The organism is Enterobacter cloacae complex sp. S3, from assembly GCF_014930495.1.
Taxonomy (GTDB): domain Bacteria; phylum Pseudomonadota; class Gammaproteobacteria; order Enterobacterales; family Enterobacteriaceae; genus Enterobacter; species Enterobacter asburiae_B.
Map to the genome: position 1 here is coordinate 24960 of NZ_JADBRD010000015.1, position 26264 is coordinate 51223.

Here is a 26264-nt window from a genome sequence, read left to right on the forward strand (position 1 = left end):
GATGGGCTTAAAACACCTCTTTGAAAAAATTGAGCCGCACTTTACCGAAGGAAAGCTCAAAAAGTACTACCCGCTGTATGAAGCAACGACGACCATTTTCTACACGCCGGGGCTGGTGACGAAAGGGGCGGCGCACGTTCGTGATGCTATCGACCTGAAACGCATGATGATCCTGGTGTGGTTTGCGGTCTTCCCGGCGATGTTCTGGGGAATGTACAACGTCGGCCTGCAGACCATTCCGGCGCTGCACCACATGTACGATGCACAGCAGCTGGCGCAGGTGATCCAGTCCGACTGGCACTACCGTCTGGCCCAGTCGTTAGGGGTGAGCTTCGCCGCAGACGCGGGCTGGCTGAGCATGATGACGCTGGGCGCGGTGTTCTTCCTGCCGATTTACATCACGGTATTTGTCGTGGGCGGCTTCTGGGAAGTGCTGTTTGCCATCATCCGTAAACATGAGATCAACGAAGGCTTCTTCGTGACCTCTATTCTGTTTGCCCTGATTGTTCCCCCGACGCTACCGCTCTGGCAGGCGGCGCTTGGCATCAGCTTCGGCGTGGTGATTGCCAAAGAGATCTTCGGCGGCACCGGGCGGAACTTCCTCAACCCGGCGCTGGCGGGACGCGCGTTTCTGTTCTTTGCTTATCCGGCGCAAATCTCGGGCGACCTCGTGTGGACGGCGGCAGACGGTTTTTCCGGCGCGACGCCGCTTTCACAGTGGGCGGCACACGGCGGCGAAACGCTGGTTAACAACGCGACGGGTCAGCCAGTCACCTGGTTTGATGCCTTTATTGGCAACATTCCGGGCTCCATCGGAGAAGTCTCTACGCTGATGATTTTGCTTGGCGGCGCGATCATTCTTTTTGGTCGCGTGGCCTCCTGGCGGATCGTTGCGGGCGTGATGATCGGCATGGTGCTGACCGCCACCCTGTTCAACGTTATCGGTTCGACCACCAATCCGATGTTCTCCATGCCGTGGTACTGGCATCTGGTGCTGGGTGGCTTCGCGTTCGGCATGATGTTCATGGCGACGGACCCCGTCTCTGCCTCGTTTACAGACAAAGGTAAATGGAGCTATGGCGTGCTCATTGGCGCGATGTGCGTTCTGATCCGCGTGGTCAACCCGGCGTACCCGGAAGGGATGATGTTGGCCATTCTGTTTGCCAACCTGTTTGCGCCGTTGTTCGATTACCTGGTGGTGCGGGCCAATATCAAGCGGAGGAAGGCGCGTGGCTGAGGTTAAAAATAACGACAGCATCAGCAAAACGCTGCTGGTGGTGCTGGTGCTCTGTCTGGTCTGTTCTATTGTCGTGGCCGGCTCTGCCGTGGGGTTAAAACCCCTGCAGCAGGAGCAACGTGCGCTGGATAAACAGCGCAACATCCTGGCCGTCGCCGGGCTGATGCAGGAAGGAATGAGCGCGGACGACGTTTCGGCCGTCTTTGCTGAACGTATTTCGGCGCGTCTGGTGGATTTAAAAACGGGTGAACTGCTGGATAAAGACCCGGCAAAATTCAACCAGGCGCTGGCGCTGAAAGATCCGCAGATGAGCCTGACGCTGGAGGCATCACAAGATCCCGCCGGGATTAAGCGTCGCAGCAACCTGGCCGAAATCTATCTGGTTCGCGATCCCCAAAAACGCATTCAGGAAGTGGTACTGCCTGTTTACGGTAACGGTCTGTGGTCAATGATGTATGCCTTTGTGGCCCTTGATACCGACGGCCGCACGGTCAAAGGCATTACGTATTACGACCAGGGCGAAACGCCGGGGCTGGGTGGCGAAGTTGAGAACCCTAACTGGAGGGCACAGTTTGTCGGCAAGAAAGTGCTCGACGATAACGGCCTGCCTGCGCTGAAGGTGATGAAAGGGGCGGCACGTCCCGGTGACGACTACGCCGTTGACGGGCTTTCCGGCGCCACGCTCACCTCAAAAGGCGTGCAGCACAGTTTTGATTTCTGGATGGGCGAGCTGGGCTTTGGTCCTTTCCTGAAAAACGTACGTGAAGGAGCGCTGAACAATGGCTGATACCGGTGAACTGAAAGAAGTTAAAAAGGTGCTCGTTGGCCCACTGTTAGCCAATAACCCGATCACGCTCCAGGTGCTGGGTGTCTGTTCTGCTCTGGCGGTGACGACCAAGCTGGAAACGGCAGTCGTGATGACGCTGGCGGTCACGCTGGTCACGGCGTTCTCCAGCATGTTTATCTCGATGATCCGCCACCACATCCCCAACAGCGTGAGGATCATCGTACAGATGGCGATCATCGCCTCGCTGGTGATCGTAGTCGATCAGCTGCTGCGCGCCTTTGCCTATGAAACCTCCAAACAGCTCTCGGTGTTTGTCGGGCTGATTATAACCAACTGTATCGTCATGGGGCGTGCGGAAGCCTACGCCATGAAAATGCCGCCGCTGGCGAGCTTTATGGACGGCATCGGCAACGGCCTGGGCTACGGCGTGATCCTGCTGACCGTGGGGTTCCTGCGCGAGCTGATTGGCAGCGGCAAGCTGTTTGGCATCACGGTGCTGGACACGGTGCAGAACGGCGGCTGGTATCTGCCAAACGGCCTGTTCCTGCTGGCCCCTAGCGCATTTTTCATTATCGGTTTGTTGATCTGGCTGATTCGTACGCTGAAGCCAGAACAGCAGGAAAAGGAGTAACCGACGATGGCTCATTACCTGAGTTTGTTTGTGCGGGCGGTGTTTGTTGAAAACATGGCGCTCGCGTTTTTCCTCGGCATGTGTACGTTCCTTGCGGTTTCCAAAAAAGTGTCGACGGCATTTGGTCTCGGTATCGCGGTCACCGTGGTGCTCGGCTTATCTGTACCGATCAACAATCTGGTGTACAACTTTGTGCTGCGGGACGGCGCGCTGGTGGAAGGGGTTGATCTCAGCTTCCTGAACTTCATCACCTTTATCGGGGTGATCGCGGCGCTGGTGCAAATCCTCGAGATGATCCTCGATAAGTATTTCCCGTCGCTCTACAACGCGCTGGGGATCTTCCTGCCGCTGATCGCGGTGAACTGCGCCATCTTCGGTGGCGTCTCGTTTATGGTGCAGCGTGATTACAACTTCAGCGAATCCGTGGTGTACGGTTTTGGTTCCGGCATCGGCTGGATGCTGGCGATTGTCACCATGGCGGGGATCCGCGAGAAAATGAAATATGCCAACGTGCCTGCGGGTCTGCGTGGCCTGGGGATCACCTTTATCACCACCGGGCTGATGGCGCTGGGCTTTATGTCCTTCTCCGGTGTGCAGCTATAAGGGCAAACAGATGGAAATTATCCTTGGCGTGGTGATGTTCACGCTGATTGTACTGGTGCTGTCAGGGCTTATTCTGGCGGCGCGCGCGAAGCTGGTAAATTCCGGCGACGTGGTCATTGATATTAACGACGAGCCGCAGAATCAGATCCGCACGCCGGCGGGAGACAAGCTGCTCAACACGCTCTCCGGTAACGGCATTTTTGTCTCCTCAGCCTGCGGCGGCGGCGGTTCCTGCGGACAGTGCCGCGTGACGGTAAAAGAGGGCGGTGGCGATATTCTGCCAACCGAACTGGCGCATATCACAAAGCGTGAGGCAAAAGAGGGCTGTCGTCTGGCCTGCCAGGTCGCGGTGCGCCAGAACATGAAGATTGAGTTGCCGGAAGAGATCTTCGGCGTCAAAAAATGGGAGTGCGAGGTTATCTCTAATGATAACAAAGCCACCTTTATAAAAGAGCTGAAGCTGCGGGTGCCGGAAGGCGAGCATGTCCCGTTCCGCGCCGGAGGCTACATTCAGATCGAGTGCCCGGAGCACGCTGTGGCCTATGCGGACTTTGACGTGCCGCATGAGTACCGCGCCGACTGGGACAAATTCAATCTCTTCCGCTTTGTATCTGAGGTGAAAGAGCCGACGCTGCGCGCCTACTCGATGGCCAACTATCCGGAAGAGAAGGGCATCATCATGCTCAACGTGCGTATCGCCACGCCGCCACCGAATGTGCCGGATGCACCGCCGGGCGTCATGTCGTCATACATCTGGTCGCTGAAGCCTGGCGATAAGGTGACGATCTCCGGCCCGTTCGGGGAGTTCTTCGCGAAAGATACCGATGCGGAAATGGTCTTTATCGGCGGCGGTGCCGGTATGGCCCCGATGCGCTCGCACATCTTTGACCAGCTCAAGCGGCTGGGGAGCCAGCGTAAGATCAGCTTCTGGTACGGGGCGCGCTCGCTGCGCGAGATGTTCTATGAAGATGAGTTTGAACAGCTGGCGCGTGAAAACCCGAACTTTACCTTCCATGTGGCGCTTTCCGATCCGCAGCCGGAAGATAACTGGACGGGCTATACGGGGTTCATCCACAACGTGCTGTATGAAAACTACCTCAAACAGCACCCGGCGCCTGAGGACTGCGAGTTCTATATGTGTGGTCCGCCGATGATGAATGCCGCCGTGATTAAGATGCTGAAAGATCTCGGTGTCGAAGATGAGAACATCTTGCTCGATGACTTTGGAGGCTGATGATGCTGACGTTTCTGGCAACCTTTGTGGTGTTTGTGCTTGTCATCTTCGGCATGTCGTTAGGCTGGATCGTTAAGCGGAAAAGCATTCAGGGCAGCTGCGGCGGTATTTCCTCTATTGGGATGGAAAAGGTTTGCGACTGCCCGGAGCCGTGCGATGCGCGGAAAAAAAGAATGGCCCGCGAGCAGCAGCGCATTATTTAGTCGTGTAGGTCGGGTAAGGCGAAGCCGCCACCCGACAATTCCCACACACACTTCTCAACCCTCATTTATTTACTGTATACTTATCCAGTGATGAGTGAGGGCTTACTATGCGCAAAATAATCCATGTCGATATGGACTGCTTTTTTGCCGCAGTGGAGATGCGTGACAACCCGGCGCTGCGGGATATTCCCATCGCCATTGGCGGCAGCCGCGTTCAGCGTGGTGTCATCAGCACCGCCAACTATCCTGCGCGCAAATTTGGCGTGCGCAGCGCGATGCCGACGGCGATGGCCTTAAAGCTTTGCCCTCATCTCACGCTTCTGCCCGGCCGGTTTGAAGCCTATAAAGAGGCTTCCCTCCATATTCGGGAAATCTTCTCCCGCTATACCTCCCTGATAGAGCCGCTGTCGCTGGACGAAGCCTATCTGGATGTGACCGACAGCGTGCACTGCCACGGCTCCGCCACGCTGATGGCGCAGGAGATCCGCCAGAGGATTTTCAACGAGCTGAATCTGACGGCATCGGCGGGCGTCGCGCCCGTTAAATTCCTCGCCAAAATTGCCTCCGATTTAAATAAGCCCAACGGTCAATACGTCATCACGCCTGACGAGGTGCCGGCGTTTTTGAAAACGCTGCCGCTCGGCAAAATACCCGGCGTGGGAAAAGTCTCCGCCGCAAAGCTGGAAAGCATGGGGCTACGGACCTGCGAAGACGTGCAGCGAAGCGATCTCGCTATGCTGCTCAAGCGCTTCGGGAAGTTTGGCCGCGTGCTGTGGGAGCGCAGCCAGGGAATTGACGATCGCGATGTGAACAGCGAGCGGCTGCGGAAATCCGTCGGCGTTGAGCGCACCCTCATTGAAGATATTCATGACTGGTCCGAATGCGAAACCATTATCACGGAACAGCTTTACCCGGAGCTGGAACGACGCTTAAGCAAGGTGAAGCCGGATCTGCTCATTGCCCGTCAGGGCATCAAGCTTAAATTCAACGACTTCCAGCAGACCACGCAGGAACACGTCTGGCCGCGTCTGAATAAAGACGATCTTATCGCGACGGCGAAAAAGGCATGGGAAGAGCGCCGGGGCGGGCGAGGGGTGAGGCTGGTGGGGTTGCACGTTACGCTGCTGGATCCGCAGCTAGAGCGCCAGCTGGTTCTGGGGTTGTAAAAAAGCCCGGTGGCGCTACGCTTACCGGGCCTACGTTTTTCACCCTCTCCCTGTGGGAGAGGGCTGGGGTGAGGGTATTACTTAACTGGGATCGCTTTCAGCAGCTCAGTCAGCAGCGTCCAGTAGTGACCGACGCTTTCGATATGAACCTGCTCATCCGGCGAGTGCGGACCGGTAATGGTTGGCCCGATGGACACCATGTCCATGTCCGGATACGGTTTCTTGAACAGACCACATTCCAGACCGGCGTGGATCACCTGAATGTTCGGCGTACTGTTGAACAGACGCTGATAGGTTTCACGCACCAGCGCCATCACCGGAGAACTTGCATCCGGCTGCCAGCCCGGGTAGCTGCCTTTGGCAGACGTTTTCGCGCCCGCCAGCGTGCCCAGAGATTCCAGCATGCTCACCACGTACTCTTTACCGCTGTCGATAAGCGAGCGGATCAGGCAGATGATTTCCGCGCTGTCGTCGCTCATGGTCACCACGCCCACGTTCAGCGAGGTTTCCACCACGCCTTTCGCCACGTCAGAGTTGCGGATCACGCCGTTTGGCGTCGCGTTCAGCAGCTGAACGAAGGTGTTACGAGACTGCGCGGTTAGCGCGGCTTTATCTGTAGAAACAGATTCCAGCACCACGGTCAGGTTTTTCTCTTTCGCCGACAGTTCGTTCTTCAGGATATCCAGGTATACGGTGGAGAGTTTTTTCAGCTCGTCCGCTTTTGCCGCTGGAACCGATACGGTGGCGAACGCTTCGCGCGGGATCGCGTTACGCAGGGTACCGCCGTTGAAGTCCACCAGACGCAGATCCAGCTCGGCCGCATGGCCTGCCAGGAAGCGCGCCAGCAGCTTGTTGGCGTTACCCAGATCCAGGTGAATATCGCCGCCGGAGTGGCCGCCTTTCAGCCCTTTCAGCGTCAGCTTGAAGGTCTGGAAGCCAGCAGGAATCGCTTCGCGCGAGAGCGGCAGGGTAGAGATGAAATCAATCCCGCCCGCGCAGCCCATGTAGATCTCGCCTTCTTCTTCAGAGTCGGTGTTGATCAGGATGTCCGCCTGCAGCCAGTTCGCCTGCAGACCGAACGCGCCGTCCATGCCCGCTTCTTCGGTCATGGTCAGCAGCACTTCCAGCGGACCGTGCTCAACGCTGTCGTCGGCCAGCACGGCCAGCGCAGAGGCCATACCGATGCCGTTATCCGCGCCCAGCGTGGTGCCGCGTGCTTTCACCCAGTCGCCGTCGATGTACGGTTGAATCGGGTCTTTGGTGAAGTCGTGAACGGTGTCGTTGTTCTTCTGTGGCACCATGTCCAGGTGCGCCTGCAGCACAACCGGTTTGCGGTTTTCCATGCCTGCGGTAGCCGGTTTGCGGATCAGAATGTTGCCAACCTGGTCACGTTCAGCATGCAGACCTTTTTCCTTCGCCCAGCCCATAATATGTTCGGCAAGCTGTTCTTCGTGGTAGGAAGGGTGTGGAATGGAGCAGATTTTCGCAAAAATATCCCACAGCGGCTGCGGAGATAATTGAGACAGTTCAGACACGATAAGTCTCCTTGTCGAGGCGCTGCAAACAGGGTTGCAGGTCACAGGGTTAGCAGGTTAATAGTTACCACAAGTCAGGCTTGCGAGATGAAACTGAGAATACCACTTTCTCTGCTGGCTGGTAGCATAAAGCATGTAAAAACTCAGGCAGAGGGCGCTAAACACTGGTTTTTAGTGCGTCAGATCTCTATAATCTCGCGCAACCTATTTCCCCCTCGAACACTTTTTAAGCCGTATAAAAACAGGCTGGGACACTTCACATGAGCGAAAAATACGTCGTCACCTGGGACATGTTGCAGATTCACGCACGCAAACTGGCTGCGCGTCTGATGCCTTCCGAACAGTGGAAAGGCATTATTGCCGTCAGCCGTGGCGGTCTGGTACCGGGGGCGCTGCTGGCACGTGAGCTGGGTATTCGTCATGTCGATACCGTTTGCATCTCCAGCTATGACCATGACAACCAGCGCGAGCTGACCGTGCTGAAACGTGCGGAAGGCGACGGCGAAGGTTTCATCGTTATTGATGACCTGGTAGATACCGGTGGTACTGCGGTCGCTATCCGCGAAATGTATCCGAAAGCACATTTCGTCACTATCTTCGCGAAGCCTGCTGGCCGCCCGCTGGTTGACGATTACGTGATTGATATCCCGCAGGACACCTGGATTGAACAGCCATGGGATATGGGCGTGGTCTTCGTACCGCCTATTTCAGGCCGTTAATACCAGTACGTAACTTTACACGCCCGACTATGTCGGGCGTTGTTCTTTTTGGCCTGCCACGCGTTACAATAGTCTCTATACGACGTATTCATGGAGGCAACGCAATGACGCAGGCGAATCTCACCGAGACTCTCTTCAAACCCCGTTTCAAACACCCTGAAACGTCGACGCTGGTGCGTCGCTTCAATCCGGGTACCCAGCCTGCCGTCCAGTCCGCGTTAGACGGTAAAAACGTGCCTCACTGGTATCGCATGATTAACCGCCTGATGTGGATCTGGCGCGGTATTGACCCCCGTGAAATCCTCGATGTGCAGGCACGTATCGTGATGAGTGAAGCCGAACGTACCGACAGCGAACTCTACGATACGGTGGTGGGCTACCGTGGCGGAAACTGGATCTACGAGTGGTCTAAACAGGCGATGCTCTGGCAGCAAAAAGCCAGCCAGGAAGAGGATGCCACGCGCAGCGGCAAGCACTGGCTGCACGCCGCTAATCTTTACGGCATTGCCGCTTACCCCCATTTAAAAGGGGATGAACTGGCGGAGCAGGCTCAGGCGCTGGCGAATCGCGCCTATCAGGAGGCGGCTCAACGCCTGCCGGGCCGGATGCGTGAACTTGAGTTCACCATTTCAGGGGGCGCGTCCGTTACCGGATTCCTGCATATGCCTGAAGGTGAAGGTCCGTTCCCGAGCGTCCTCATGTGCGGCGGGCTGGATTCGCTGCAAATTGATTATTACAGCCTGTATGAGCGTTACTTCGCACCAAAAGGGATTGCGATGCTGACGCTTGATATGCCTTCAATTGGTTTCTCATCCAAATGGAAACTGACTCAGGATTCCAGCCTGCTGCACCAGCATGCGCTAAAAGCGCTGGAAAACATTCCGTGGGTTGACCACACCCGCGTGGCGGCATTCGGCTTCCGTTTCGGCGCGAACGTCGCGGTGCGTCTGGCTTATCTTGAATCTTCTCGTCTGAAAGCTGTCGCCTGCCTCGGCCCGGTCGTACACGCTCTGCTCAGCGATCCTGCACGCCAGGGGAGCGTACCTGAAATGTACCTTGACGTGCTGGCCAGCCGTCTTGGCATGCATGATGCATCAGACGAAGCGCTGCGCGTTGAGCTCAATCGTTACTCGTTAAAAACGCAGGGGTTGCTGGGACGTCGCTGCCCAACACCAATGCTGTCAGGGTTCTGGAAAAACGATCCGTTCAGCCCGGAAGAAGAGTCGCGATTAATCACTTCGTCATCTGCGGATGGCAAATTGCTTGAGGTGCCGTTCAGCCCGGTCTATCAGAATTTCGACAAATCACTGAAAGAGATTACGCGCTGGATCGCTCAGAGATTGTGTTAATAGATTGCTAAATTTCGCTGGTTTGGTAAAACAGTGGCTTCACAAAAGGAGATCGCAATGACGTTACCGAGTGGACACCCGAAAAGTAGACTGATTAAGAAGTTTATGGCTCTCGGCCCGTATATTCGAGAAGAGCAGTGTGAAGAGAATCGCTTTTTTTTCGACTGCCTGGCTGTATGCGTCAACGTGAAGCCTGCACCCGAAAAACGTGAATTCTGGGGCTGGTGGATGGAAATGGAAGCAGAGGAAAAACGCTTTACGTATAGCTACCAGTTTGGCCTGTTTAATAAAGACGGCAACTGGCAGGCCACAACGATTAAAGATCAGGAAGTGATTGACCGCCTGGAATATACGCTAAAAGAGTTTCACGATAAGGCACGCGCACTGCTGGCTACCCTGGATCTCAAGTTCGAACCTGCGGATGACTTTTCCAGCGAAGCGGTGAAGCTGACTGCCTGATGGTGTCACAGCGCCGGGTGGCGGCTTCGCCTTACTCGGCCTACAAATTCTCCCTCTCACCGTGGGAGAGGGCACCAGACCGCATGAATCCCCGACAATAAAAAAACCGGCATCAAGCCGGTTTTTTTATTTCACATCATCAGAACTGGTAGGTCATACCTACAGCAACGATGTCATCGCTGCTCACGCCCAGTTTATTTTTGTCGTCAATCTGGTTGATTTTATAATCAACAAAGGTGGACATATTTTTGTTGAAGTAATAGGTCGCGCCAACGTCAATATATTTCACCAGATCTTCGTCGCCAATACCTTCGATATCTTTGCCTTTAGACTGGACATAGCCCAGGGACGGGCGCAGACCAAAGTCGAACTGATATTGTGCGACAACTTCAAAGTTCTGCGCTTTATTTGCAAACCCGCCGGAAATTGGCGTCATATTGCGGGTTTCAGAATACATTGCAGCCAGATAAATATCGTTCGCATCATATTTCAGACCGGTTGCCCAGGCTTCTGCTTTCTGACCCTGGCCACGCGCCAGCAGGTTCTGAGCATTGGTGCGGTCAGAGTTGGTGTAGGCGCCGCTGACGGCGAAATCGCTGCCGCCGAAGTCATAGGTCAGAGAGGTACCAAAACCGTCACCGTTCTGTTTTTTGGCGTCACGGTTTTCGTTTTTGCCCTGGTACTGCAGCGTCATGTCCAGACCGTCAACCGCGCCGAAGAAATCGGTGTTACGGTAGGTGGCCAGGCCGGTAGCGCGCTTGGTCATGAAGTTATCGGTCTGCGCGGAAGAGTCGCCGCCGAACTCAGGGAACATATCGGTCCATGCTTCGACGTCATACAGGGCACCCAGGTTACGACCGTAATCCAGTGAACCAAAGTTTTTCAGCTTCAGGCCCGCAAACGCCAGACGCGTTTTCTGAGTAGAGTCGCTCTCGGCTTTGTTACCTGCAAATTCAGATTCCCAACGGCCATAGCCCGTCAGCTGATCGTTAATCTGCGTCTCGCCTTTAAAACCGAAACGAACGTAAGTCTGATCGCCATCTTTGGTGGCATCATCACTGATGTAGTGCATGGCTTTCACTTTGCCGTACACGTCCAGTTTATTACCATCTTTATTATAAACTTCAGCTGCGTGAACGGATGCAGAAGCCACTACGCCCATAACCATTAATGCCAGAGTGCTCTTTTTCATTTTCGATCCTGTCTTATAAACGCGCTAAAAAATTCGCTGGACGATAAGCTCATGCTTAAGTCCCGTGAAAAAACAGGAAGGGTTTTATCGTTCTGGAATGAAACTTTTATGACAAACTAAGAATAATTTTAAAAAACTGTGATTTATTATTTCGGTAATAAAATTGTCAAAATTTCCCGCTAGGCTTCCTGATCCCGCGCAACAAAGTGTTTCGCGATGTGCTAAGGCAGTTGGCAACGGGGCTGACTCCTGTTAAAACGTTCGTTCGACATTACTTTCCCTTATCGTTGAACGGCAGAGAATCATGAGTGACAGCCAGACGCTGGTGGTAAAACTCGGTACCAGTGTTTTAACAGGCGGATCGCGCCGCCTAAATCGCGCCCACATTGTTGAGCTTGTACGTCAGTGCGCTCAGCTACATGCCGCAGGGCATCGTATTGTGATTGTGACCTCCGGGGCGATTGCCGCCGGGCGTGAACACCTGGGTTACCCCGAACTCCCCGCGACGATCGCTTCCAAACAGCTGCTGGCCGCCGTGGGGCAAAGCCGACTCATTCAACTCTGGGAACAGTTGTTCTCCATCTATGGTATTCACGTCGGGCAGATGCTGCTGACGCGTGCGGATATGGAAGACAGAGAGCGCTTCCTGAACGCCCGCGATACTCTGCGCGCGCTGCTGGACAACAACATTGTTCCGGTCATTAACGAGAACGATGCCGTTGCCACCGCTGAAATCAAAGTGGGTGATAACGATAACCTCTCGGCGCTGGCCGCGATTCTGGCCGGTGCCGATAAATTACTGCTTCTGACCGATCAGCAGGGGCTGTTCACCGCCGACCCGCGCTCGAATCCGCAAGCCGAACTGATTACCGACGTTCAAGGCATCGACGATGCGCTGCGCGCTATCGCCGGTGACAGCGTTTCAGGCCTCGGAACGGGCGGTATGGGGACCAAGCTGCAGGCCGCTGACGTCGCGTGCCGCGCCGGTATCGACACCATCATTGCAGCGGGCAGCCGCCCCGGCGTGATTGGCGACGTAATGGAAGGCATCTCCGTCGGCACCCGCTTCCACGCCCAGGAATCCCCGCTGGAAAACCGCAAGCGCTGGATATTTGGCGCGCCTCCTGCTGGTGAACTCGTCGTCGATGAAGGGGCAACCGCCGCGATTCTGGAACGAGGAAGTTCATTACTTCCTAAAGGAATTAAAAGCGTGACAGGTAACTTCTCCCGTGGTGAAGTGATCCGTATCCGTAACCTCGAAGGCCGCGACATCGCCCACGGCGTAAGCCGTTACAACAGCGACGCGCTGCGCCGCATCGCGGGTCACCACTCGCAGCAGATCGACGCCATTCTGGGCTATGAATATGGTCCGGTTGCCGTGCATCGCGATGACATGATTATTCGTTAAGGAGCCAGAACATGCTGGAACAAATGGGCGCTGCCGCGAAGGCTGCCTCTTACAAACTGGCGCTCCTTTCCAGCCGCGAGAAAAACCGCGTGCTGGAAAAAATCGCTGATTATCTGGAATCACAGTCCCAGGAGATTTTGCTCGCCAACGAGCAGGATCTGCTGGAAGCCCGTCGTAACGGTTTGAGCGAAGCGATGCTCGACCGTCTGGCGCTGAATCCGGCACGCCTGAAAGGCATCGCCGACGATGTGCGTCAGGTCTGCAATCTGGCCGACCCGGTAGGGCAGGTGATCGACGGCGGGCTGCTCGACAGCGGTTTACGCCTGGAGCGCCGCCGCGTGCCGCTCGGCGTCATCGGCGTTATTTATGAAGCCCGTCCAAACGTGACGGTGGATGTCGCCTCCCTGTGCCTGAAAACCGGTAACGCCGCTATTCTGCGCGGTGGGAAAGAGACATGGCGCACCAACGCCGCGACGGTGAAAGTCATTCAGCAGGCGCTGGAAGAGTGTGGCTTACCGGCGGGTGCCGTACAGGCGATCGAGAGCCCGGACCGCGCGCTGGTCAACGAAATGCTGCGCATGGACAAATATATCGACATGCTGATCCCACGCGGCGGCGCGGGCCTGCACAAGCTGTGCCGCGAGCAGTCGACGATCCCGGTGATCACCGGCGGTATCGGCGTGTGCCATATCGTGGTGGACGACAGCGCTGAGATTGAACCGGCGTTGAAGATTATCGTGAACGCGAAAACCCAGCGTCCAAGCACCTGTAACACCGTAGAAACGCTGCTGGTGCATCAGGGTATTGCGAACACCTTCCTGCCGGCCCTGAGCAAACAGATGGCAGAGAGCGGCGTGACGCTGCATGCTGACGCCAGCGCGCTCGCACTGCTTCAGGATGGCCCGGCTAACGTTGTTCCCGTAAAAGCGGAGCAGTACGACGACGAGTTCCTGTCACTGGATCTAAACGTGAAAATCGTTGCCGATCTCGACGACGCCATTACGCACATTCGTGAACACGGCACGCAGCATTCTGACGCGATCCTGACGCGCACCCTGCGCAATGCCGATCGCTTCGTGAACGAAGTGGATTCTTCAGCGGTATATGTGAATGCCTCCACCCGCTTCACCGACGGCGGCCAGTTCGGCCTCGGGGCTGAGGTGGCGGTCAGCACGCAGAAACTGCACGCGCGCGGCCCGATGGGACTGGAAGCGCTGACCACGTACAAGTGGATCGGCTTCGGCGACGATACGATTCGTGCGTAAAAAATCACGGGTGATGCAAAAATAGCCGTTTGATTCAAAAGGGCATTGACGCATCACCCGGATAGATCTAACCTTTTGCCCCGTGGTTACACTCGTAACCGGCCTCTCAGGGCCGATATAGCTCAGTTGGTAGAGCAGCGCATTCGTAATGCGAAGGTCGTAGGTTCGACTCCTATTATCGGCACCATTCAAACATCTTCTAACGTCTACTAAAGTTCACTCAAACCCCTTATACTCTGCATTGTGTCGCTCCTGATAGTATTTTTACGTCTACTGACATACCCCAAAATCTACATGCTTCTGGGGGTACATTCGGGGGTATGTGCTGTTCGGTCTTGTGGAGATACCCCCAATGAAGCTCAACGCCCGCCAGGTTGATACCGCTAAACCAAAAGATAAACCCTATAAACTTGCTGATGGTGGTGGGCTTTATCTTCTGGTTAACCCAAATGGCGCACGATACTGGCGGCTTAAGTATCGTGTAGCAGGCAAAGAAAAGCTGCTGGCTCTGGGAGTATATCCAGACGTTACCCTTGCTGATGCGCGAGCTAAACGTGATGAGGCAAAAAGGGGTATCGCTGGGGGTATCGATCCCAACGAAGCGAAACGGGAAGAAAAGATAGCTCGAGAGGCAAATGTCAGGAATACGTTTCAGGAAATTGCCTGTGAATGGCACTCCAGCAAACTATACAAATGGTCTGAGGGGTACGCCTCAGACATTATGGAGGCATTCAATAAAGATGTTTTTCCGTATATTGGTAAAAAACCAATCGCGGAAATCAAGCCGCTCGAATTGCTTAATGTGCTTCGCCGAATGGAGGGGCGAGGGGCAACGGAGAAGGCTAAGAAGGTTAGGCAGCGCTGCGGTGAAGTCTTCCGCTATGCCATTGTTACCGGCCGGGCAGAATACAACCCAGCGCCAGATCTCACCAGCGCTATGCAGGGGCATGAATCCAAGCACTATCCTTTCCTGAATACGTCTGAGCTACCGACGTTCTTTGAGGCTCTTTCTGGGTATTCCGGCAGTATGCTGGTGGTATTGGCAGCACGTTTGCTAATCATTACCGGTTTAAGAACTGGCGAACTGCGTGGGGCTATGTGGCAGGAAATCGATGCTGATGCTGCGGTGTGGGAAATCCCAGCAGAGCGAATGAAGATGCGCCGCCCACACATCGTGCCATTGTCATTACAGGCCCAAGCCATAATCATGCGTATCCGGGAAATGACAGGCCGCTATCCCTATATATTCCCTGGGCGTAATGATCCGCGTAAAACCATGAGTGAAGCCAGCATTAACCAGGTTTTTAAACGCATCGGGTATGCCGGGAGAGTGACAGGCCACGGTTTCCGCCACACCATGAGTACCATTCTCCACGAACAGGGCTATAACACCGCATGGATTGAAACGCAGCTCGCCCACGTCGATAAAAACTCTATTCGAGGCACATACAACCACGCTCAATATCTCGATGGCCGCCGGGAAATGCTTCAATGGTATGCCGACTATATGGATGCGCTGGAACACCATGAAAACGTGGTTCACGGGCGTTTTGGTAAATCCTTATGACTGGATGAATAGACAGTGATAGTTAATGCGGGTAGACTTCTGTAGACGAACAAAGAATAGGCTATGTCTAGGCTGATCCCCGAAAACCCGTACACCTCTGCGGGCTGGCATAGCCGCCAAAATCAGGGGGCGCGAGGTGGCGATATGGCATTACCAAAGAGGGAATATTATACCCTTCAACAAGCCGCTAAAAAATCAGGTTGTGAAGTTGAAGACCTTCTGCACTATGCAGCAATTGGCGTATTACAACTCTGCGTACATTATGAGGAGAGCAAAAAATCAGATAGCGCTTGTTATTTTTATGCCTCTCTATCTGATGATTTATTAGATGAGTTAAATGACAATCCAGAAGGTTTTACTATGCATTATTCCTCTAAATATAATCTTATATCTATGGACTCTAATGCTTATTTCTTCACTGCCGAGGATGATCAGCCATGCTGGGCCGATAATGTTAAGGGATGGTTTGCTATCCCACATACCGAACTAACATTACCTGCGTTCGAGAACTCCAAAAAAGCTGAGATTTTTCAACTTATACATCCGCGAAATAACTTAAATAAAAATACCGAGGGGTGGGGGTTTTCAACGGAAGGATTTGATGTGAGTGGTCCTTGTTTTTATGAGGCGAAGACATTCTCATCAGACGATTTTGTTATAATGGCGGATGAGTTAGATATTCTAATCAATGGTGGGATGAAGATTGATCTCTTTGGCCTAGCTGATGAATCTGCCCGGATTAAAAATGTCGTAACGGAAAGTGTTGGAAATAAAACATTAACGTCGATGGCTAAACTGATTAAATCATTGCTTTATCTTTGTTATAAAGATGAAGATGTTATAAACAACCCCCGAAAGCACTTTGATAACAGTCAAAGTGAAATCAATAAGGATTTTGATACGCTCGGGCTTAAACTTCCATCAGGAAAAACCATCGACAAATGGCTACGAGGCGTCGATCTCGATAAGAAATGAAAAGTGGAATATTCCAGGAGTGTGTTGGAATATTCCGAAGTCGTGATATCTACAAAGGTAACCTTCACCCGTTGTCTATCAGCGTCTAACAAGGGCGCATTAGTTAAACTGGGGGTTACATGTCACAACCGTCTCTAATTCGTTTTCATGAAGTACAAAAGCGTACTGGCTATAGTAAGGCGTGGTTATATCGCCTTATGAGCGAGAAACGTTTCCCCGCAGCAATTAAAATTGGTTCCCGCTCTATCGCTTTTATTGAAAGTGAAATTGACGAATGGATTAATCAGCGCATCACTGAGTCACGTGGCGAGGTGGCGTAATGGAAAAGAAAAACCGCCCCGTACAGCAGGCGGCTAACTCAGATATTCGCACGTCTGATATTACGCCGACCACCAGCCCTGTACAAGTACCTAAGCGTATCCCAAAGAAGCACCGCGCCCGCGTCTATATGCTGCGCACTGGTGTAGAGGGATGGACAGAGAATGACATCCTGCGCTATTGCCGTCTTTCATCCGGGCGTAATTATGCGTCTGAGTTGGAGCGCCAGCTTGATATTCAACTAGAGCGTATCGACGAGAAAAACCCGGATGGTATCGGCGCACACCTGCGCTACCGCTTTTCTTGCCGTGGCGACGTTCTCAAGGTGATCCAACTTGTGAACCATAATGCCGCCATTAATGAACATCACGGGTTATCTCAGCAGGATATTACTGACATTCTGAACCTCTACCCGAACGCGTTTAACGCCGCATAACGGAGCCGAAAACATGACTATCGAAAAAAGCCGATTCAATTCGGAGGCCGCCCCACAATCCAACACTTGCCAAGGCGAACATAGCAATAATGACTTTGCCGCGATTGTCCCCGTTATTTCCGGTCAAATTGGCGGGCGTGAGGCCAGTATTGTTAGCGCTAAGGCACTGCATAAAGCGCTTGGAGTAGGTAACGACTTTTCAACCTGGATCAAACTACGCATTGATGAATATGGCTTTAGCCTGAGTGCTGATTACGTGGTTTTTGATTCCTCAGATTTCAGGAATCAAAGTTCAAATTTTGAACAGTGTAGCCCCGGATGGGTGACAAAGCGTGGCGGCGACCGTCGCAGTAAAGATTATGGCCTTTCTCTGGGAATGGCTAAAGAACTGGCAATGGTTGAGCGAAACGAACAAGGTCGCGCCGTTCGCCGTTACTTTATTCAGTGTGAAGAAGCCCTACAGCGCAGCGTGCCAGAGATTGCCGCTCAGTATCGCCGTCAGCTCAAAGCCCGTATCGGTGCCGCCAGCCTGTTTAAACCGATGTGCGTAGCACTGGAAAGCGCCCGCGCAGAGCAGGGTAAACAGACGCAGGCTCGCCACTACAGCAATGAGAGCAACATGATCGCCCGCATTGTTTTGGGTGGCATGACGGCGAAGCAGTGGGCGCAGGCGAATAGCATTACTGGCGAACCACGCGACAGCATGAACGCCGGGCAACTGGAACACCTCACCTACCTGGAGAGTACCAACATTACGCTGATTGATATGGGTATGGGATATGACCAGCGTAAAGCCGAGCTAATCCGCCTTTCTCAGCGCTGGTTAGCTAAACATCTGGGGGCTAATCATGCTTAATGCCGCCGTCCAGAATAAAGTCTTTCCCCTGGCTGGCCTGATGTATGCCTTGCGCGGGATCGCGTACGCGCATGAGGGTAAAGCTGGCATAACAGTGCCAGCTAATGCCAGCTCCTCATTTTCTCGTCGTGGTGACGAGGAGAGTTTCGAGACCAGTACGCGCGTGCGCGAAGGTGAGTTTCTGGAGTCCATAAAAAAGGGCTTGCCGACTATCGCCAACCCGGTTTATGGTTATAGCGCACCAGCAAAATCTGGTGCCGGGATTGGTCTCCCGGAAATGATTAAGGCGATACACGACGCGCCTAGCGTCTTTTTTTGTGTCGTTAGCTCAGTACACCTCTTTTTCAACGATGCGGGTATAATCCGTATCGCTCACAAAATTATGGTGGGCTGCGCGGGGGCTTCTTCGGAAGCGCCGGGTTCCTTGATCACCGGTAAGACCAACTCTGCGCAGTCCACCACCAACAAGATTGGTCTCTTCGGTGGTGGATATATTCCACTGATCAAGGAGGCTGCCGCTATGCTGGCTACTATCCCTACCCAAAATCCGCGATTCATCTGGTTAATCGCAGCCGTTCGCCGCGATATGCCGACAATTACCGCCAAAATCCATCACATTGCTGCTGAAACTGAGCGCGAAGCCCGCCGCACTCTGGCGCGGGATCACGTCTGTTTCTTTGCAGGCCGTATCCGTCTGGAGGTGGCAGCATGAGCAAAGTATCCCTGGCCGATTCAACCTGCCGTATCCAACAGGCGCAGGAAGTCCTGTCTCTCTGGCTTGAAGCGACGAATAAAAACGATAGCGGCACAGCTAACTTAATTGGCGCAATCATTTCCCTTCTGGATGGTATCCCCGAATTGATGGATTCAGCAGAGGATGAATTGGCTGGCATGGATTTAAAAGCGCGGGATAAAGCATGAGCAACGTACTGACCTTTAAATCGGGAAATCCCGACTTATTCCACGCCGAAGCCACACCGCATGGCGTCAATATCATGACCCGCAACGATGCCGGGATGTATGAGCATGTTGCTCTTATCAACTACGGAAAAGCTGTAGTACGTCTGGATGCGGGTGAGTATGACAATAAGCCCTGTGAAGGATTTGCCCTGCATTTTGCAGTGGCTGACGGCGGGGCGCGTGGCTGGTTCGACTTCACCGCGCAGCATAACGTCACTATGTGGCGCTGGCTGATTGCGGCCTGTTTCGTTGCCGAAATGAAGCGTGAGAACGGCACAACCGCCGTCACTGAGGCTGACGGCACAACATCGCAGGTGGCGATTTACTCCAATGGTAATGCGGGCATGGTGGTTTACCCGTTTGCTGAACGGCTAGCGATGGCGAACAACATCGAGGGCGCAATTATTGAGCGCTATGGTGTTGATCAGGGAACAGAGAACGCCATTTTGTTCTACCGCGCCATGCTGGATGCGGAACGCGGAGAGCTGACCCCGTTCGGGCGTGAAACGCTGGCAGAGCTACACGATTACTTCATTGCCGATCTGGATGAAAACGGCTGGCCTGAAATGCCAGCGGCGCACTGAGGGGGCGACATGATTACCAAAAACTTCCGACTGAATGCGCTGGCGAACCAGTACGCGGAGGCACTTTACAACAACATCACGGCTATCAATGGTGGCAAATACTTCATGGTTGACGCGGCAGGCCAGCAAATCCGTGTGGAACTGGTGGGCGGCGTCAATGGCACGCGCCAGCTTATTGATGGTTACGCGCTCGAAGCGCTCAAAGAGACATACCCTCAGTGGGAAAGCGTCGGGATCACCATGCTGGAGAAATGCGTCAATGCTGATGGCCTGACTGATACCGGGCGCGAGATATGGCAAAGCATGATTAATGATATGGGCGCGACCGTGGCAGGAGGCAACCATGCGTAATATCGACCTTATCCGCGAAGTGACCGCCGCCGCCGCTGGTAACTGGCCTTATGTGCTGGCAGGCCTGTCTATCAACGTGCCTGATTCATCACGCCGCCATGCTCCCTGCCCTGCATGTGGCGGTACGGATCGCTTCCGGTTCGACGACAACGGTCGCGGTAGCTTTATCTGTAACCAATGCGGCGCGGGCGACGGCTTAGACCTGATTAAGAAGGTGAACAACTGCGACACCACAGAGGCGGCTCAGCTTGCCGCTGATGTGCTGGGTATTGATTACCGGGCAGCGCAAACCGACCCGGCGGCAGCGAGCCAGAGAAGGGAGCAACTGGAAGCTGACCGCCAGCAGCGTGAGCAGGAGCGCCAGCAACAGGCAGCAGAGGACGCAGAGCAGCGAAGGGCTACATTTGCCAGCCTGTATGCAGAAAAGCGCCAGGGCGTCACACAGGGCGAATCTGAATACCTGATTGCTAAGGGGCTGGACGGGTTCACTTTCCCGCTATTGCCTGATGGTTCAATCCTGCTTGAGCTGGTGGATGAGTCCGGCGCAGTGGCAGCCGCACAGACCATCACCCCACAGGGAGAAAAGCGCCTACTGACAGGTTCAGCAAAGCGCGGGGCATACCATGCTGTAAACGCATCGGAACAGCCGCAGGAGGTGATCATTGCCGAAGGGCTGGCAACGACCTTATCCGCTTACCTGATGCGCCCTGATGCGCTGGCAGTGTGTGCCATAGACGCTGGCAACCTGCTACCCGTCGCAATACAGATGCGCCAGCAGCACCTACAGGCGCAAATCATCATTGCGGCGGATAACGACCGACTGGACGACAAACCCAATACCGGAACGGATGCCGCAGAAAAGGCTGCGCTTGCCGTCACGGGCTGGGTTGCTGTACCGCCAACAGACTATAAAGCCGACTGGAATGACTACCACCAGCAACACGGTCTGGAAGTCGCTACGGCTGCGTTTAACGATTCGATGTACCAGCCGCAGGGGGAATGCGTGAAACCACGACTACAGGCCATTGAGGGCGGTAAAACTGACCAGTCAGAGAAAGACCCGCTAAAACCCCGCATTGAGAGCCGCAAAGATGGCGTTTACTGGATCACGCCTAAAGTGGACAAGGAAAGCGGCGAAATTATCAACAATGAAAGCTGGCTGGCCTCACCGATGGACGTTATCGGCACCGGGCGGGACGACAAGGATCAGTATCTGATATTGCGCTGGTTGGCCTTTGGCGCAGGCATACCGACAACAGCGGCTATCCCCCTGGCTGATATCGGGGAGCGCGAAGGCTGGCGCACCCTGAAAGCGGGCGGGGTTAATGTCACCACGAAAAGCAGCTTACGGGCGATTCTGGCCGACTGGCTACAGCGTAGCGGCTCGCGTGAATTGTGGCGTGTTGCTCACGCTACTGGCTGGCAGTGTGGGGCATACATCATGCCGGACGGGGAGATTATCGGCACACCTGAGCATCCTGTTTTATTCAGTGGTCGCAGTTCTGCTGCTGCCGGGTACACAGTTGCGGGAACCTCAGAGAGCTGGCGTAAGAGTGTTGCGCGGCTGGCATACGGTAACTACGCGATGATGACAGGCATTGCCGCCGCACTGGCAGCGCCGTTGATCGGGCTGGCTGGCGCTGACGGTTTCGGCATTCACTTCTATGAACAGTCGAGCGCGGGTAAAACCACCACGGCGAACGTGGCGAGCAGTTTATACGGCAACCCGGACTTACTGCGCCTGACGTGGTACGGCACGGCGCTGGGGCTGGCGAACGAAGCAGCCGCACACAATGACGGGCTGATGCCCCTGGATGAAGTCGGACAGGGGGCAGACCCGATAAGCGTGTCACAGTCTGCCTATGCGCTGTTTAACGGCGTGGGGAAATTGCAGGGCGCAAAAGAGGGTGGCAACCGCGATTTAAAACGCTGGCGAACCGTGGCGATCAGCACTGGTGAAATGGACTTGGAAACCTTCATCGCCACCGCCGGACGCAAGACCAAAGCCGGGCAACTGGTGCGCCTGCTAAATATCCCGCTGAGTAAGGCGGTACGCTTCCACGACCACCAGAACGGCAAACAGCACGCCGACGCGCTGAAAGATGCTTACCAACACCATCACGGCGCTGCCGGGCGGGAGTGGATCGGGTGGCTGGCAGACCACCAGCAGCAGGCCATTGATACCGTTCGTGACTGTGAAACCCGCTGGCGCAGCCTTATTCCTGCTGACTATGGCGAGCAGGTACACCGCGTGGCCGCACGTTTTGCCATTCTGGAGGCGGCTTTATTGCTGGGTGAGGTTGTTACCGGATGGGACGATCAGACGTGCCGTGATGCGATACAGCACAGCTACAATGCCTGGCTGCGCGAGTTCGGCACGGGCAACAAAGAGCACCAGCAGATAATTGAGCAGACGGAGGCGTTTTTGAATGCGCATGGCCTGAGCAGATACGCGCCTTTCCCTTACGACCAGTCAGATTTGCCTATTCGAGACCTTGCCGGATACCGGGCAAAGGGAAATCATGATGCTGATCCAATGATTTTCTACACTTTCCCGGCTGCGTTTGAGGGTGAGATAGCCAGGGGGTTTAATGCAAAACAGTTTGCCGAGACGATAAAGAATGCCGGAATGCTGACGCCTCCAGCCAGTGGCAGAGGCTACCAGCGTAAATCCCCTCGTATCAATGGGCGGCAATTCAATGTCTACGTGATCCACTACATGCCGGAGAGTTGCCAGCCAGAAGAGTAATTTTATTCACATACGTAGTTTTGGTGTTGGTTCAGTTAGTTCAGTTGGTTCAATTTGTAAGTATCATTGTTTTTTAAGGTTTTTTATCAGATATCTGAACCAACACTGAACCAACAAATACCCATTTTGAACCAACACCACAAAAGACGAGATTACTCACTGGCTGGCACTGAACCAACAAAGCAGGCGACTGAACCAACACGAAATCACAAATGTTGGTTCAGCAAAACCCAGTAATGGCGCGGCTTGCAAGCCCGTGAACCAACTGAACCAACTGAACCAACACTATTTGCGCTTACTATATAAAAAAATCGAAACGAAATGAGAGAGGCTAAAGAATGACAGCACAAATTTCAGCATACGGGCGGCTGGTGGCCGACCCACAGACCAGAACGACCAACAGCGGAACAAGTATGACAATGGCGCGGCTGGCGGTGGCGCTTCCGTGCAATGCGGCAGAGGCGGGAGAGTCAACCTTCTGGCTGGGCGTTATTGCTTTTGGGAAGCAGGCCGATGCGCTGGCAAAGCACCAGAAAGGCGACCTTGTGAGCGTGGCAGGCAATATGCAACTCAACCAGTGGACAGGGCAGGACGGCGGTACACAGCAGGGGTATCAGGTAGTAGCCGACAGTGTGATCAGCGCCAGAACGGTACGCCCCGGCGGGAAGGCAGGACAGCAGGGACAGGCAACGGACGCGCTGAGACGTGCGCAGCAGCCATCCCGTGATGAATACGACCAGCGCCCACCATTCGACGATGAAACGCCATTCTGAGGGAGATAAGCATGGTCAACGATAGTAAAGCAGAGGCTCTGGAAGCAAAGGGGCTGTATCGCAGGGCTGCGACGCGCTGGCAGGAAGTCATGATGCTTTGTGCTGAGGACGATGATCGGGAATGGGTAAAGCAGCGACGTGATACGTGTCTGACGAATGTGAAGCGCCCGCCAGTGAAAACCGATGATTACGGCGATCTGCATAAAGCAGTCACTGAGACACAACACCGCATGGGGATAGCGCAACCAAACGGCAATGCCTTCCGATTAAACGGTGGTAAGTAGCAACGACAGGCCACCAGCGGGGGCGACAGTTCGCAGTAAGGTTCGCACCAAAATGGCTGTAAATTCTGTACTGTTCTTGACAGATTTTAAACCCTCGTAGCGCTAAACCCGCGCTAGTCGTGGGCTGGAAGCCAGAACGTGATTTAGGTTGTCCAAAATATTCTGGTTCGCGCCACTGGTTCGCAGTACGCAGTCAGGTACGCGGCAAAACTGCGCATTCAGCGTGCGTACCATCTGACGAATTCTAACGGCGGCAATGCGAATTCGCAAAATAGCGGATAGGCTTGATATTGCTGGCTCTGGTGTAGTCCATTCGCAGTTAGTAGCACCACGGAGATGATAAGTTTTGATAAGGTTTTGGGCGCAGTAAATTGCGAATTGCGCAGTTCACCAAAAATCTGCGCAAAACGAAACGGATACCAATGCGCAAACCATCCTCAACCCCGCGCGGTTACTGGCTTTATTGGTTTGAAATTACAAAAGTGGTGCGCAATTTACAGTAAAATACGCATATTATTTCGTATTCAATTTGCGCACCGTTCGCAGTTAATGCGCAGTAATTCGCAGGAGGCCAGCCAGTGAGAGACAGAACGCGCAGCTATACCACAGACCTGCCCCGCATAGGGTTGCCATTCCTTGCGCACATGCGTAGCAGGCTGGCGGACGCCGAACCGGGTACACAGCTTTATACCCAGACCGAAAGCGGAACGTTGTATGCCTTCCGGCAAGCCGACAGCTACGCCATGACAATCAGCGGCGTGACGCGGGCGATTCGCACTACAACGACGCAGGCCGGATATGGCGTGCGGGAATGGTACGTTTGCCCCCACTGTATGAAGCGGGCTGCAAAGCTGTATATCGGTAAAAAAGATATTGGCTGCCGGGAATGCTGGAAGCTCCACTACAAAAGCCAGAGCGCCGACAGACTGGACAGGATGCGCATGAAGATACGCCAGCAGCGATACGCGATATGGGGCAACAATGACCTTACCAACAACCTGTTTAATGACATTCGCATGTTCCCAAAACCAAAGGGGATGCGCTGGGCTACGTTTGACAGGAAGCGGGCAGAGTTATCAGTTATGGAGATGGCTTACTGGCAGGCATTCAGTCCGGTAGTAGATAGAATCAGGGGCGTGGTTGAGCGTAAGACGGGGAAAGCGGCGCGAGCTATAGGGCTGGAGTTGTAGCGATATTCTGGTTTTCTGACAGAATTAGCTAAAATCAGCCAGTTACCCACCATAGCAGGAGCTGCCATAGTGACACCACGTGAAATAGCAGCGCTGACCGCCGCCAAGCTGGAGCATGAAGGCCACCAGCTTACCCCGGCAGAGGTTCGGGAAATGGAGCGCATTATTGATGCTGATACAGTCCGGCGTAAACGGTTCGGGGAGATGATGCGAGCGCCTGCCTACCAGTGGAAGAAGCCAGCGCCGCGCAGGTAGATACGGGATTATTCCGCATGTAACTTATGCGTATTAAGCAAATTACCTTTATTCACCTTTACAGAATTGTGAGTGCGTCAGTATCGTTATCCTTCCGATTCGCATTTATTCAGGATTTGCATGTACCAGCTAAAGATAACCATCCGAGACAGCAAACCACCAATATGGCGGCGTGTGCTGGTTCCAGAGCAAATCCCCTTTAGTGAACTTCACGCGGTGATCCAGTTGGCTTTTGGCTGGAATGACGAACATCTGTATATGTTCGAGAAAGGCCGTAAAGGTGATCTAGGTAGCGAGTATCGCGTATGGGGTGAGGGTGAAAGCATGGGTAATGCGGCAATCACGCCACTATGGGCGGCGATCCAGAATGAGGGTGACAAGCTGGTTTACACGTATGACTTTGGCGACTGGTGGGATTGTCTTATTGTGCTGGAGAAGCAAACCCATGATACCAGTATCCAGCCTGTTAGCTGTTTGCGTGGGAGGGGGACTACCCCGGCGGAAAATTCGGGGGGATTGCATGGTTACAATGAATTGCTCTTACAGGCCAGAGAATCTGATAATCCTGAACAAGCCGAGATCCGCAATTTCCTGATGCTGGATATTGAACGCCGGGTTTACGACCTGAACAACATTAACGACAGATTGCAGGCTCTTAACTGACCCGCATGTATTCGCCTGATATTGCGTTATCAGCGCCGCCAGTATCGCGCATAACAGCACATTGACCGGGTAAACCATAGCGCACGACCGTTGCGTTAGTTTCACCGCCACGCTTTACCTGACGAGATTCATACACTGTCACACGTTCCAGTAGCCCCCCGGCAACCATGCTTTCGAGCGTGCGCCGTGTAGATTCGAGCTGGTGGCGCTTATCGAACGACACCATGCCATGAAGCAGGTAGGCCACACCCGACACATCGAACGGCGGCGCACCAATCTCACCCGTCCCCCATTCGAGGTTATCCGGCTCAAAGTAACTGAGTATCTCTTTTTTGCGGTTGGTCATTCTCATGGCTGGCAGGTTCCTTATTGTGGGATAGCACTATCATACAATAAGCGGGTTGAAGGGAGAGCGTTACTGCCTGATGTGCTGTATGAATAATAACCAAATTTCAGGGGCGGAAAAAGATATGGGGGTACTTTTGGGGGTATCTATAAAAACTGAACAATAAAAA

The 26264-nt window shown here is 54.0% G+C and carries 30 protein-coding genes and 1 tRNA gene; 28 read left to right on the top strand and 3 right to left on the bottom strand.

All coding sequences use genetic code 11. The features are described 5' to 3' along the window. Position 1 precedes the first annotated feature (1 nt). The 7 genes from IM317_RS07670 (at position 2) to dinB (ending at position 5861) form a co-directional block, all read left to right on the top strand. Positions 2 to 1237, top strand: coding sequence for an NADH:ubiquinone reductase (Na(+)-transporting) subunit B (locus tag IM317_RS07670; RefSeq protein WP_029739701.1), 1236 nt, complete (start codon positions 2 to 4; stop codon positions 1235 to 1237). Further along, positions 1230 to 2024, top strand: coding sequence for a Na(+)-translocating NADH-quinone reductase subunit C (locus IM317_RS07675; RefSeq protein WP_033144700.1), 795 nt, complete (start codon positions 1230 to 1232; stop codon positions 2022 to 2024). Before IM317_RS07670 ends, IM317_RS07675 begins: the two co-directional genes overlap by 8 nt. Continuing rightward, on the top strand, positions 2017 to 2655 hold the full coding sequence (locus IM317_RS07680) for an NADH:ubiquinone reductase (Na(+)-transporting) subunit D (RefSeq protein WP_033144701.1): 639 nt from the start codon (positions 2017 to 2019) through the stop codon (positions 2653 to 2655). Before IM317_RS07675 ends, IM317_RS07680 begins: the two co-directional genes overlap by 8 nt. A 6-nt stretch (positions 2656 to 2661) precedes the next feature. Continuing rightward, positions 2662 to 3258 (top strand): NADH:ubiquinone reductase (Na(+)-transporting) subunit E, encoded by a 597-nt coding sequence (gene nqrE / locus IM317_RS07685; RefSeq protein WP_008500255.1) that lies wholly within the window; start codon positions 2662 to 2664, stop codon positions 3256 to 3258. 10 nt (positions 3259 to 3268) lie between these two features. Beyond that, positions 3269 to 4492 (top strand): NADH:ubiquinone reductase (Na(+)-transporting) subunit F, encoded by a 1224-nt coding sequence (gene nqrF, locus IM317_RS07690; protein WP_023310501.1) that lies wholly within the window; start codon positions 3269 to 3271, stop codon positions 4490 to 4492. After that, on the top strand, positions 4492 to 4695 hold the full coding sequence (gene nqrM / locus IM317_RS07695; RefSeq protein WP_023615899.1) for a (Na+)-NQR maturation NqrM: 204 nt from the start codon (positions 4492 to 4494) through the stop codon (positions 4693 to 4695). The genes nqrF and nqrM overlap by 1 nt, the downstream gene beginning before the upstream one ends. A gap of 107 nt (positions 4696 to 4802) precedes the next feature. Continuing rightward, the gene (gene dinB / locus IM317_RS07700; protein ID WP_033144702.1) at positions 4803 to 5861 is read left to right on the top strand and encodes a DNA polymerase IV; all 1059 of its coding nucleotides are present in this window, start codon (positions 4803 to 4805) and stop codon (positions 5859 to 5861) included. A 77-nt stretch (positions 5862 to 5938) separates the two neighbouring features. Here the strand turns inward: dinB and pepD are convergent, their stop codons facing one another. Then, a complete protein-coding gene (gene pepD, locus IM317_RS07705) occupies positions 5939 to 7396 on the bottom strand; it encodes a cytosol nonspecific dipeptidase (RefSeq protein WP_033144703.1) in 1458 nt (485 codons plus the stop codon). Positions 7397 to 7656: 260 nt separating this feature from the next. On the opposite strand from pepD, the gene gpt reads away from it, so the two are divergent. The 3 genes from gpt (at position 7657) to crl (ending at position 9923) form a co-directional block, all read left to right on the top strand. After that, complete coding sequence (gene gpt, locus IM317_RS07710) at positions 7657 to 8115, top strand: xanthine phosphoribosyltransferase (protein ID WP_010427903.1); 459 nt, start codon at positions 7657 to 7659, stop codon at positions 8113 to 8115. A gap of 104 nt (positions 8116 to 8219) precedes the next feature. Next, positions 8220 to 9464, top strand: coding sequence for an esterase FrsA (gene frsA / locus IM317_RS07715; RefSeq protein ID WP_033144704.1), 1245 nt, complete (start codon positions 8220 to 8222; stop codon positions 9462 to 9464). 57 nt (positions 9465 to 9521) lie between these two features. Further along, on the top strand, positions 9522 to 9923 hold the full coding sequence (crl, locus tag IM317_RS07720) for a sigma factor-binding protein Crl (RefSeq protein WP_023310506.1): 402 nt from the start codon (positions 9522 to 9524) through the stop codon (positions 9921 to 9923). 139 nt (positions 9924 to 10062) lie between these two features. Here crl and phoE read toward each other — a convergent pair whose 3' ends face one another. Continuing rightward, entirely contained in the window at positions 10063 to 11115 is a 1053-nt protein-coding gene (gene phoE / locus IM317_RS07725; protein ID WP_033144705.1) for a phosphoporin PhoE, read from the bottom strand. A 304-nt stretch (positions 11116 to 11419) separates the two neighbouring features. On the opposite strand from phoE, the gene proB reads away from it, so the two are divergent. The 18 genes from proB (at position 11420) to IM317_RS07815 (ending at position 25749) form a co-directional block, all read left to right on the top strand. Further along, positions 11420 to 12523, top strand: a complete 1104-nt coding sequence (proB, locus tag IM317_RS07730; protein WP_033144706.1) for a glutamate 5-kinase — start codon at positions 11420 to 11422, stop codon at positions 12521 to 12523. An 11-nt stretch (positions 12524 to 12534) separates the two neighbouring features. After that, positions 12535 to 13788: a glutamate-5-semialdehyde dehydrogenase gene (proA, locus tag IM317_RS07735; RefSeq protein WP_033144707.1), complete on the top strand. Its 1254-nt coding sequence runs from the start codon at positions 12535 to 12537 to the stop codon at positions 13786 to 13788. A 111-nt stretch (positions 13789 to 13899) separates the two neighbouring features. Continuing rightward, positions 13900 to 13975: transfer RNA gene (locus tag IM317_RS07740), tRNA-Thr, on the top strand. 165 nt (positions 13976 to 14140) lie between these two features. Then, entirely contained in the window at positions 14141 to 15355 is a 1215-nt protein-coding gene (locus IM317_RS07745) for an integrase arm-type DNA-binding domain-containing protein (RefSeq protein WP_033144708.1), read from the top strand. A gap of 63 nt (positions 15356 to 15418) precedes the next feature. Continuing rightward, positions 15419 to 16330 carry a hypothetical protein gene (locus IM317_RS07750; RefSeq protein WP_071993571.1) on the top strand — a complete coding sequence of 304 codons (912 nt, stop codon included), beginning with the start codon at positions 15419 to 15421 and terminating at the stop codon, positions 16328 to 16330. 119 nt (positions 16331 to 16449) lie between these two features. Next, positions 16450 to 16650, top strand: a complete 201-nt coding sequence (locus IM317_RS07755) for an AlpA family transcriptional regulator (protein WP_033144711.1) — start codon at positions 16450 to 16452, stop codon at positions 16648 to 16650. After that, positions 16650 to 17084, top strand: a complete 435-nt coding sequence (locus tag IM317_RS07760) for a hypothetical protein (protein ID WP_033144712.1) — start codon at positions 16650 to 16652, stop codon at positions 17082 to 17084. Before IM317_RS07755 ends, IM317_RS07760 begins: the two co-directional genes overlap by 1 nt. Before the next feature lie 13 nt (positions 17085 to 17097). Further along, positions 17098 to 17940 (top strand): antA/AntB antirepressor family protein, encoded by an 843-nt coding sequence (locus tag IM317_RS07765; protein WP_033144713.1) that lies wholly within the window; start codon positions 17098 to 17100, stop codon positions 17938 to 17940. Further along, positions 17933 to 18652 (top strand): host cell division inhibitor Icd-like protein, encoded by a 720-nt coding sequence (locus IM317_RS07770; protein ID WP_172421289.1) that lies wholly within the window; start codon positions 17933 to 17935, stop codon positions 18650 to 18652. The genes IM317_RS07765 and IM317_RS07770 overlap by 8 nt, the downstream gene beginning before the upstream one ends. Further along, entirely contained in the window at positions 18649 to 18861 is a 213-nt protein-coding gene (locus IM317_RS07775) for a hypothetical protein (RefSeq protein ID WP_033144715.1), read from the top strand. The genes IM317_RS07770 and IM317_RS07775 overlap by 4 nt, the downstream gene beginning before the upstream one ends. Further along, a complete protein-coding gene (locus tag IM317_RS07780) occupies positions 18858 to 19484 on the top strand; it encodes a hypothetical protein (RefSeq protein ID WP_033144716.1) in 627 nt (208 codons plus the stop codon). The genes IM317_RS07775 and IM317_RS07780 overlap by 4 nt, the downstream gene beginning before the upstream one ends. Before the next feature lie 9 nt (positions 19485 to 19493). After that, positions 19494 to 19835 (top strand): hypothetical protein, encoded by a 342-nt coding sequence (locus IM317_RS07785; RefSeq protein ID WP_033144717.1) that lies wholly within the window; start codon positions 19494 to 19496, stop codon positions 19833 to 19835. After that, positions 19828 to 22584, top strand: a complete 2757-nt coding sequence (locus IM317_RS07790; RefSeq protein ID WP_033144718.1) for a TOPRIM and DUF927 domain-containing protein — start codon at positions 19828 to 19830, stop codon at positions 22582 to 22584. Before IM317_RS07785 ends, IM317_RS07790 begins: the two co-directional genes overlap by 8 nt. 338 nt (positions 22585 to 22922) lie before the next feature. Next, on the top strand, positions 22923 to 23357 hold the full coding sequence (locus IM317_RS07795; RefSeq protein WP_033144719.1) for a single-stranded DNA-binding protein: 435 nt from the start codon (positions 22923 to 22925) through the stop codon (positions 23355 to 23357). An 11-nt stretch (positions 23358 to 23368) separates the two neighbouring features. Then, positions 23369 to 23641 carry a PerC family transcriptional regulator gene (locus IM317_RS07800; RefSeq protein WP_033144720.1) on the top strand — a complete coding sequence of 91 codons (273 nt, stop codon included), beginning with the start codon at positions 23369 to 23371 and terminating at the stop codon, positions 23639 to 23641. Between the two features lie 578 nt (positions 23642 to 24219). Continuing rightward, positions 24220 to 24831 (top strand): hypothetical protein, encoded by a 612-nt coding sequence (locus IM317_RS07805; RefSeq protein WP_033144721.1) that lies wholly within the window; start codon positions 24220 to 24222, stop codon positions 24829 to 24831. A 69-nt stretch (positions 24832 to 24900) separates the two neighbouring features. Next, positions 24901 to 25086: a hypothetical protein gene (locus IM317_RS07810; protein WP_033144722.1), complete on the top strand. Its 186-nt coding sequence runs from the start codon at positions 24901 to 24903 to the stop codon at positions 25084 to 25086. Between the two features lie 120 nt (positions 25087 to 25206). Further along, the gene (locus tag IM317_RS07815) at positions 25207 to 25749 is read left to right on the top strand and encodes a plasmid pRiA4b ORF-3 family protein (protein WP_033144723.1); all 543 of its coding nucleotides are present in this window, start codon (positions 25207 to 25209) and stop codon (positions 25747 to 25749) included. Here IM317_RS07815 and IM317_RS07820 read toward each other — a convergent pair. Beyond that, positions 25742 to 26101, bottom strand: coding sequence for a hypothetical protein (locus IM317_RS07820; RefSeq protein WP_033144724.1), 360 nt, complete (start codon positions 26099 to 26101; stop codon positions 25742 to 25744). The genes IM317_RS07815 and IM317_RS07820 overlap by 8 nt on opposite strands. Positions 26102 to 26264 lie beyond the last annotated feature (163 nt).